Origin of the sequence: Paraburkholderia monticola, from assembly GCF_001580545.1 — a bacterium.
Classification (GTDB): domain Bacteria; phylum Pseudomonadota; class Gammaproteobacteria; order Burkholderiales; family Burkholderiaceae; genus Paraburkholderia; species Paraburkholderia monticola.
The window spans coordinates 1-1,083 of the sequence record NZ_LRBG01000023.1 but is presented as its reverse complement, the minus strand read 5'-3'; the positions used below and the strand labels follow the sequence as shown (position 1 = coordinate 1,083).

Here is a 1,083-nt window from a genome sequence, read left to right as displayed (position 1 = left end):
CCGGCGCAAACGCCAGCCATACGGCGGGGAACACGACGGTTCTGACGCAGAAGTTTGGCGGTGAAGCGAAGGCGTACGACCAGATCGACGCGGCGCCGGAAGAAAAGGCGCGCGGCATCACCATCAACACCGCGCACGTCGAGTACGAAACGGCTAACCGCCACTACGCACACGTCGACTGCCCGGGCCACGCTGACTATGTGAAGAACATGATCACGGGCGCGGCACAGATGGACGGCGCAATCCTGGTGTGCTCGGCCGCTGACGGCCCGATGCCGCAAACGCGTGAGCACATCCTGCTGGCGCGTCAGGTTGGTGTTCCGTACATCATCGTGTTCCTGAACAAGTGCGACATGGTGGACGACGCCGAGCTGCTCGAGCTCGTCGAAATGGAAGTTCGCGAACTTCTGTCGAAGTACGACTTCCCGGGCGACGACACGCCGATCATCAAGGGTTCGGCCAAGCTGGCGCTGGAAGGCGACAAGGGCGAGCTGGGCGAAGTGGCGATCATGAACCTGGCCGACGCGCTGGACACGTACATCCCGACGCCGGAGCGCGCGATTGACGGTTCGTTCCTGATGCCGGTGGAAGACGTGTTCTCGATCTCGGGTCGTGGCACGGTGGTGACGGGTCGCGTTGAGCGCGGCGTCGTCAAGGTCGGCGAAGAAATCGAAATCGTCGGTATCAAGCCGACGGTGAAGACGACCTGCACGGGCGTGGAAATGTTCCGCAAGCTGCTCGACCAGGGTCAGGCGGGCGACAACGTCGGTATCCTGCTGCGCGGCACGAAGCGTGAAGACGTCGAGCGTGGTCAGGTTCTGGCGAAGCCGGGTTCGATCAACCCGCACACGCACTTCACGGCTGAAGTGTACGTGCTGAGCAAGGACGAAGGCGGCCGTCACACGCCGTTCTTCAACAACTACCGTCCGCAGTTCTACTTCCGTACGACGGACGTGACGGGCTCGATCGAGCTGCCGAAGGACAAGGAAATGGTGATGCCGGGCGACAACGTGTCGATCACGGTGAAGCTGATCAACCCGATCGCGATGGAAGAAGGCCTGCGTTTCGCAATTCGCGAAGGTG

Annotated in this window: 1 protein-coding gene; it reads left to right on the top strand. The window is 62.0% G+C overall.

Annotation, left to right across the window (positions count from 1 at the left end; genetic code table 11):
• The coding region (gene tuf, locus CI15_RS19360) for an elongation factor Tu (RefSeq protein WP_062129929.1) at window positions 1-1,083 on the top strand (1,083 nt) is incomplete at both ends.